Genomic DNA, 1,090 nt, shown 5'->3' on the forward strand with positions numbered 1-1,090 from the left:
GATGCTGTGGCCGAGACGCTGAAGTATGCGGTCAAGCCCGCCGACATGGTGGTTGAGCCGGAGTGGTTTTACGAACTACACCGGCAGACCAAGGGCCTACGCTTCTTGGCCGATGGTGGCACGTTGAAGAACCTGTTGCGTGAACCGGAGAAGGAGTCCGACCTGCTGGTGAAGGACGACGAACCCGAGGCAGACACCGGGCTGGAAGTGGTGCGGACGTTCAACTACAACGCGCCCAAGAAACGGTATCAGCGTAGGTTGCGGGCCGGGTGATAGATGATATTGACGTCGCAAGCAACACCCCGTAACCTGGGTGTTGCATGAAACCGGTCGGATGGGACTTCGACACTCGCTATCTGCCGGACCAGACGCCCCGCACACCACGGGGCGTCTGTGTTTTTAGAAGCCGATCTGATGCACGCGGCCCCGTTGCTGCTGCCGCTGCTGTTGCTGCTTCGCCTGCTCTGCCTGCCGCGCGATTTCTGCCTGTCGCTCCCGCTCGATCCGTGCCTGTTCCTGCTGCTGCCGTTGCTTCTCGGCGGCGTCTCGGAAGGCCTGCTGGTTCGATGGGGAAAGCGCCTTGAACCTAGCCACAATCGCGTGCTGTTCGGTCTTAATTTTGGCCGCTGCATCCTGCTCGAGCCGCTGCAATCGCTTCGCCTCCTGGTCGTGGCGCTGCTGTTCGGTGGCCTCGGTTTTGCCCCATCCATCGCGGCTGTTCTTCGCCTTGACCGCGTCCTCCCTGCGCGCGTTCGCCTCGGTCTCGTGGTGCTCTGCCTGCTCGCCGTGCCGCTTCGATGCTGCGAACGCTTCACGCCGGCGCCGACCTTGGAAGAACGGCATAGCGCGCCGGCCCCGCTCATACTGCTCTGCCTCCTGGGTCCGTTCGGTTGCTGCCTTGTGGTCGTGGGTGGTCGCGTCCTTCGTCCGTGCTGCCTCTACCCGAGACCATGCCTCCTGCTGCTTGCGCGCGTTCTCAATTTTGGCGCGGAGGTCGGGGAGGGTGCTGCGGTTTTTTTCGTTCTGCAGTCCCAGGGAAATGGCCTCGATCCGTGCCTGACCGTCCGCCGACTGCTGCAAAAATTCGCGC

General features: G+C 62.7%; 2 protein-coding genes. One reads left to right on the top strand and one right to left on the bottom strand.

Annotated features, from left to right (window positions below; translation table 11 throughout):
* The coding region (locus V8683_RS31350; protein WP_462880754.1) for a protein rep at positions 1-273 on the top strand (273 nt) is incomplete at its 5' end.
* Between the two features lie 126 nt (positions 274-399).
* Here V8683_RS31350 and V8683_RS31355 read toward each other — a convergent pair.
* On the bottom strand, positions 400-1,090 hold a 691-nt coding region (locus tag V8683_RS31355), incomplete at its 5' end, for a hypothetical protein (protein WP_462880755.1).

Source organism: Paraburkholderia sp. AV2, assembly GCF_054968425.1.